The sequence below is a fragment of the Bacteroidota bacterium genome (assembly GCA_030706565.1).
Lineage (GTDB): Bacteria > Bacteroidota > Bacteroidia > Bacteroidales > JAUZOH01 > JAUZOH01.
The window spans coordinates 1-6,631 of record JAUZOH010000209.1; the positions used below are offsets into that span (position 1 = coordinate 1).

Below are 6,631 nucleotides of genomic sequence, written 5' to 3' on the forward strand. Positions count from 1 at the left end.
AATAAAACAGGGATAATCTGAAATTTTTTACTGCGAATGTGGCTCCTATTCCGCGAAGGAAAGAGTTCTCATCACTGGAAGTATATTTGCTGATCCCTTCTGATCTTTTGCTTATGCCATAAATATCTGCAGATTTGCCCAATGATAATCCCGGCCAGAGAATCAGCCCCTGACCAAATTCTGCTTTATAATCTCCGATGCATAGGGATTTGATGAACCCGGTATTCTTTAACTGAAGGTGAGCCGAGTAAAAGTCAAAACCTTTTTTATTGTTTCCTTTGAAAAATTGCTCCCCCGGATCTTTTTCTGCCGTAAATCCTGCATAGATATGGTCTGATGCATTAAACCGGTATTGGATATACATCTGCCAGGGATTTCCCAGATACATGGAATTGGAATTCTCTTTTAATTCGGAGTCGGATAACCTGGAATAACCTTGTTGGTGCTCAAGTATGCGCATGGTTTTGAAGCAAAGCTGCTGGCCGGGATTTTTAATCATTTCCCTAAAGGAAGCAACGTTTACTTTGCCGACTGGCGCGACAACAATATAGGGTTTTAGTTTTTCAGTCAGGCCGGCTGTAAATCCGTAAACATATTGCAGTTCGTTTATGGATAAAAGGTTCCCGTGTTCTTTTATGTAATCTTGCAGGCTTTTAATTTGAAAGTCGGTGAGAAACCCGAATTTCTCAAGGTCTTCGGTTGTAGCAGCATTCAGGTTCAGGGGATGGTCAATAAAATAGTCCATATCCTGGGTATATTCTGAAAGGTCTGCGTTTTCATCACTGTTTTCAACTGCTTCTTCCAGGTATTCTTCTGCAACATCCTGATTGTCGACCTCAGTCTTCTGCCCTTGAACGGACTGAATCAGAATACTTAAAATGATTAGTAATATTATCCTGCTTTTCTCCATAATGAGAGGAAAAAGTGAACAAATAATCTGACTGTGGGGATTAAAATTCACAGCTCATGGTAAAATGCGGGGTGAACCCTAAAATCTGGTGATGCGTAAAGGCAATATCTGCTTTGATCTTTTTCATGAGGCATCCCAGTCCGAATGAATAACCAGAAGTTTCTGAAGAGATTCCTGAACGCAGATAAATATTTTTTACCAGGCAATATTCAAAACCGGCCTTGAAAACTGGTTTGTACCGGTTGTCCTTTTCTGTTTCAATGCTTGCAAATGCTTTCCCTGAAAAGTTATAGCCCAATCCTGCGCGAAAGACCAGCGGCATTTCTTCTCCGGTTTTTCCGATTTTGGCACGGACAGGATTAAAAATATGCAATCCCCAAAACAGATTTTTTACCGGTTCGGATAAAATACCTGCTTCAACTGTAACTACCCCCACATTGCCGTAATCTTCCGCAATGTGATAATAGAAGTAGTCGAGCTGGATGCCAGTAGAAAATTTTTTGGAGAAGGAACGGCCGAAAGCCAGGCCAACTTTATTCTCGTTATATTTTGAATAGCCAAAAGAGGAGAAATCCAATCCTAAAGTTCCGGATTTTGTAGGAACGGCAACTGCCATAGCCCGGAAAGCATTTTCGGGAATAAAAAACTGGTTTTCATAATGGAAGCCGGCACTGATATGTGAGATTTGTGCAAGGCCTGCCTGGTTGTGGTAGCAACCTGTCCAAAGATCAGACATCATGACTGAGGCATTGGACATACCTGCCTGACGTGCACCTGCCGGATAATTATCTCCGGCAGGATAAGCATCAGGTGGAATGATTAAAGTGAACAGAAACATGAAAAAAAGCAACGACAAGTAGTACATCGTCTTCATGGCCCTGCAGTTTTAGGGTTTATACCTTGAAATCGTATTTTATATTGTTTAACTGCTTGTTGGCATCAACAATTTTCTTTTCGAGGCTTGCCTTAAAGTCAAGAATAGTGGCAAAAATTTTCTCATCTCCTGTTCCCAGAATTTGGGCTGCAAGGATACCTGCATTTCTGGCACTGTTGAGGGCTACTGTTGCAACGGGTATTCCCGGGGGCATTTGAAGCATAGACAGGATTGAATCCCAACCATCCAATGAAATCGAAGCTTTAATTGGAACACCGATAACAGGCAATGGGGTAAGGGCTGCGATTACTCCCGGTAAATGGGCTGCCCCGCCTGCCCCTGCAATAATTACCTTGATTCCCCTTTTGTGCGCATTTTGTGCAAATTCCATTGTCTGGCGCGGTGTACGGTGGGCCGATAAGGCATTTACTTCGAAAGGAATTTTAAAATCATTCAACAATTTTGCGGCTTCTTCCATAACAGGTAAATCGGAAGTACTGCCCATAATAATACTTACTAGTGGTTTCATGTATCAATTGTTTTTTTATCAGCAAAAATATTAATTTATACCTATAAACTGGATACGAATATTAAAAGCAAATTATTTTTAGGCAATCAAAAAAATATTATTTTTGGATTGGAGCATCTGGCTAATAATTTACCTTGCTTTATTAAAGATAAGAAAATATTTTTTAAATTAAAACTTGAAGGGTGAAAGTGTAAATAATATTTATCCTGCTTCTTAAAAATTGAATAATGAATACTCTTTGTTTGCATGATAAGAAATTTGAAATTTGTATTCCTTCCCCGGATGTTCAGAAAGCTGTGGATGCAATAGCTCTGAGAATGAATCAGGAGCTTTGTGATAAAAACCCGCTGTTTATCAGTATTTTAAATGGGTCGTTTATGTTTACCTCCGATTTAATGAAGAGACTGAATTTTAATTGCGAACTTTCCTTCATTAAGCTTTCTTCTTACAAAGGATTGAATTCTTCGGGCGAAATTAAAGAATTGGTGGGGTTAAATGAGAACCTGGCAAATCGCATGGTGGTTATTTTAGAAGACATTATTGACACAGGTACAACTATTGCAAAAACTGTAGAAAAACTCAGGTCATTTCACCCCTCAGAAATCAGAATTGCAACCCTCTTTTTGAAGCCGGAAATTTTCAAAGGGAACATTACCCTTGATTACGTAGGCATAGAAGTGCCCAATAAATTTATTGTAGGCTGTGGCCTCGATTATAACGGCCTTGGAAGAAATTACCCGGATTTATATGCCTTGGTCCCTTGATTTTAAAAAGATTTTTTTTTTTAGAAAGACCATAAATCTGTGGTATCTTCGCAAACTTTTTTTACTAAAAATAATGAATTTATTTAATTTGAATAAATATGCTTAATTTAGTATTATTTGGCCCTCCAGGAGCCGGCAAAGGAACTCAGGCTGTCAAATTGTTGGAAAAATATCAATTGATCCATCTTTCCACCGGTGATTTGTTGCGTGAACAGATTGCCGCCGGAACAGAACTTGGAATTCAGGCCAAATCAATTATTGATAAAGGAGATTTGGTGTCCGACCAGATTGTTATAGGTATGATAGACTCCAAATTGAAAGCTAATCAGAATGCCAGGGGATTTATTTTTGACGGGTTCCCACGTACTCCGGCACAGGCTAAAGCCTTGGATGAGTTGCTGGAATTAAGGGGAACTGCTGTGTCGGCAATGATTTTCCTTGAAGTGGGGCACGACGAACTGGTGGCCCGTTTGCTTAACCGGGGCAAAATTTCAGGACGTGTTGATGATCAGAATATTTCCGTTATTGAGAAAAGGGTACGGGTTTATGCCAAAGAAACTGCTCCCGTAAAAGATCATTATCAGTCTCAAAGCAAATTTGTTTCAGTGAAAGGGGTGGGCAGCGTCGAAGAAATTTTTAATGCCCTTTGCCATGAAATTGATAAGTTGTTATAAATAACAGTTTTTATTTACTTAATTAACTGCAAGCTGATCAATTTAATTTTTCAACGAGTTAGTAATATTTATACGCGAAATAATGAGTGAGTCCAATTTTGTCGATTATGTGAAGATATTTTGTCGTTCCGGTAAAGGGGGAAGAGGATCTGTTCACCTGCGTCACGAAAAATTTTTGTTAAAAGGTGGTCCAGACGGAGGCAATGGTGGCCGAGGCGGACATGTCATTGTAAGGGGAAACAAACAGCTTTGGACACTAATTCATCTTAAATACAGAAAACATATTTTTGCCCAGAAAGGTGAAAACGGCGGCGATTCTTTGAAAACAGGTGCTGACGGCAAAGATGAAATTATCGAAGTACCATTGGGCACCGTGGTCAGAGATGCCGAAAGCGGGGAATTTATCCTTGAAATAACCAGCCATGGCGAAGAAAAAATTGTTTGCAAAGGAGGCCGTGGCGGATTGGGGAATGCCAACTTTGCTACTGCTACCCGGCAGACTCCCCGTTTTGCACAACCTGGAGAACCCGAAGAGGAAGGATTGAAAATCTTTGAATTGAAAATCCTTGCCGATGTCGGATTAGTCGGCTTCCCTAATGCAGGAAAATCAACTTTGCTCTCGGTGGTTTCGGCTGCTAAGCCCGAGATTGCCAATTATCCCTTTACTACATTGGTCCCAAACCTTGGTATCGTATCTTACAGGGATAATCAATCATTCGTTATGGCTGATATCCCCGGAATAATTGAAGGGGCTCACGAAGGAAAAGGGCTGGGCTTAAGATTCCTTCGCCATATAGAACGAAATTCCATGCTTCTGTTTATGGTCCCCGTGGATTGCGACGATATTTGCAAGGAATACGGAATATTACTCAATGAATTAAAGGAGTTTAATCCTGAATTGCTTGATAAAAAGAGGATATTGGCTATTACAAAATCGGATTTGGCGGATCAGGAAATTATTGATGAATTGAAAAAAAACCTGCCCAAAGATATCCCTTCGGTTTTTATTTCGGCTGTCTCCAAAATGGGAATCTCCCAGTTAAAAGATTTGCTCTGGAAAGAATTGAATGCTTAATTCAAAAACTGCCTGACAGATCCGCTATCCCTGGATTTATATATATTTCCCAGGGAAAATGATAAGACATGCTTGTCAAATCAGTAAAAAGGAAGTTTAACAGAAGATTTTTTTAACTCTTTGATAGGCTCATATACTGATTTATTGATAATTATTGCATATATTTACCTGAATCAATAATAATCATAAATCAACGCTTATGAGTATGTTTTGTTTTCAATGTCAGGAAACAGCCAAAGGTACAGGATGTACCATACGAGGTGTTTGCGGAAAGACAGATGACCTGGCAGTTATGCAGGATCTGCTTATTTATGTCCTCAAGGGCATTTCTCATTTTGCGCTTATAGCCAGAGAAAAAGGATTGGAACTGGAGGAAGCCAATACCTTTATTACCGGAAGTCTTTTTGCCACCATCACCAATGCTAATTTTGACAAACAGGATTTTATTGGCAGGGTGAAAAAAGGTCTGGAACTCAGGAATAAATTAAGAATGCAGCTTACCCGGGTGGGGGTTGAGTTCGAAAACCTCCCCGAATCTGCCACCTGGCAGGCAAATACTGATGAGGCATTTGAAAGTAAAGCGGTACAGGTAGGTGTATTAAGAACCTCTGATGAAGACATCCGCTCGCTTCGCGAAATGATCACCTATGGAATTAAGGGAATGGCTGCTTACACGGAGCATGCAAATAATCTGGGTTTTTATGATGACTCTGTCTGTGCGTTTATGCAGAAAGGATTGCTGGCTACTGTTGATGATAGCCTGACTGCTGAGGATCTGGTGAAATTGGTGATGGAAACCGGTGAATATGGCGTAAAAGCCATGGCATTGCTCGATAAGGCAAATACTTCAACTTATGGTAATCCCGAAATTTCGCAGGTGAATATAGGGGTAGGGAAAAAACCGGGGATCTTGATCAGCGGTCATGACCTGCACGATATGGAGGAACTGCTGAAACAGACCGAGGGGAGTGGCGTGGATGTCTACACCCACAGTGAGATGTTGCCGGCCAATTATTATCCTGCATTTAAAAAGTATAAACATCTGATTGGAAACTATGGCAGTTCCTGGTGGAAACAAAAAGAAGAATTTGAATCGTTTAATGGCCCTGTACTTTTTACCTCCAATTGTCTGGTCCCGCCATTATCAACAGCGAAATATGCGGATAAGGTTTTTACTACGGGTGTTACCGGGTATCCCGGCTTTAAACATATCTCCGACAGGCTTCCCGGAGGTGAAAAAGATTTTTCGGAAATTATAGCTCTGGCTAAAAAATGCCAGCCCCCTGTTGAAATTGAGAACGGTGCCATTACCGGCAGCTTTGCCCATAATCAGGTTCACAACCTGGCAGGGAAAGTAGTTGAAGCAATAAAAGCAGGGAAGATTAAAAAATTCGTGGTCATGGCCGGTTGTGATGGCCGGATGAATAGCAGGCAATATTATACCGATTTTGCTTCAAAATTACCCAAGGATACGGTTATTTTAACTGCCGGCTGTGCAAAATACCGTTATAATAAGCTTCATCTTGGAGCCATCGATGGTATTCCCCGTGTTCTGGATGCCGGACAATGCAACGATTCTTATTCCCTGGCCCTGATCGCCATGGAACTCAGGGATGCATTTGGTTTGAAAGATATAAACGATTTGCCCGTTATCTATAACATTGCCTGGTACGAACAAAAAGCTGTGATTGTCCTGTTGGCCCTTTTATATCTGGGTGTTAAAAATATTCACCTGGGGCCGACATTACCTGGCTTCCTTTCTCCGAATATTGCCAAAATCCTTGTGGATAACTTTGGCATTGCCC

The 6,631-nt window shown here is 40.7% G+C and carries 7 protein-coding genes; 4 read left to right on the top strand and 3 right to left on the bottom strand.

Features of this window, described 5'->3' with window-relative positions:
• The 3 genes from Q8907_10885 to purE all read right to left on the bottom strand — a co-directional run.
• Nucleotides 1–910, bottom strand: a 910-nt coding sequence (locus Q8907_10885; protein ID MDP4274772.1) for a helix-hairpin-helix domain-containing protein, incomplete at its 3' end; no start/stop codon positions are given.
• 40 nt (nt 911–950) lie between these two features.
• Nucleotides 951–1,784 (bottom strand): hypothetical protein, encoded by an 834-nt coding sequence (locus tag Q8907_10890; GenBank protein ID MDP4274773.1) that lies wholly within the window; start codon nt 1,782–1,784, stop codon nt 951–953.
• 19 nt (nt 1,785–1,803) lie between these two features.
• Entirely contained in the window at nt 1,804–2,313 is a 510-nt protein-coding gene (gene purE, locus Q8907_10895; GenBank protein ID MDP4274774.1) for a 5-(carboxyamino)imidazole ribonucleotide mutase, read from the bottom strand.
• Nucleotides 2,314–2,540: 227 nt separating this feature from the next.
• Here purE and Q8907_10900 point away from each other — a divergent pair, with 227 nt between their 5' ends.
• The 4 genes from Q8907_10900 to hcp form a co-directional block, all read left to right on the top strand.
• Nucleotides 2,541–3,077 (top strand): phosphoribosyltransferase family protein, encoded by a 537-nt coding sequence (locus tag Q8907_10900; GenBank protein ID MDP4274775.1) that lies wholly within the window; start codon nt 2,541–2,543, stop codon nt 3,075–3,077.
• 98 nt (nt 3,078–3,175) lie between these two features.
• The gene (locus tag Q8907_10905; protein MDP4274776.1) at nt 3,176–3,751 is read left to right on the top strand and encodes an adenylate kinase; all 576 of its coding nucleotides are present in this window, start codon (nt 3,176–3,178) and stop codon (nt 3,749–3,751) included.
• A gap of 82 nt (nt 3,752–3,833) precedes the next feature.
• Nucleotides 3,834–4,826, top strand: a complete 993-nt coding sequence (gene obgE / locus Q8907_10910; protein MDP4274777.1) for a GTPase ObgE — start codon at nt 3,834–3,836, stop codon at nt 4,824–4,826.
• Nucleotides 4,827–5,025: 199 nt separating this feature from the next.
• Nucleotides 5,026–6,631: hydroxylamine reductase (hcp, locus tag Q8907_10915; GenBank protein ID MDP4274778.1), on the top strand; the 1,606-nt coding region annotated here is incomplete at its 3' end.